The 258-nt window shown below is 40.7% G+C and carries 1 pseudogene; it reads left to right on the forward strand.

Going from position 1 to position 258, the window contains the following annotated elements:
* Positions 1 to 205 (forward strand): annotated as a pseudogene (locus R2R70_RS21320) (hypothetical protein); the annotation flags it as partial.
* Positions 206 to 258: the final 53 nt, after the last annotated feature.

Genomic DNA, 258 nt, shown 5'->3' on the forward strand with positions numbered 1-258 from the left:
GGGCGGTGATGGATTATACTGGTTCTCAGTAGCTCTGTTTATTGGTTTGCTTGCGGGTACTTACTCATCGACTTATATTGCCAGCTCGATTCCGCTGCGCATGGGTCTGTCGCGTGATGACTTTATCGTAAAAGTAAAACCAGAGTTTGAAGAAGAAATCGTTACTTTCAACGATCCAAAAATGTTTGAGCAAGACAACGTTTAGTAAGGTATATTAGATGGATTGATACGTTGAACTAGCGTGTTATCACACTTTAT

It is taken from the genome of Cobetia sp. SIMBA_158, from assembly GCF_046566945.1.
Classification (GTDB): domain Bacteria; phylum Pseudomonadota; class Gammaproteobacteria; order Pseudomonadales; family Halomonadaceae; genus Cobetia; species Cobetia amphilecti.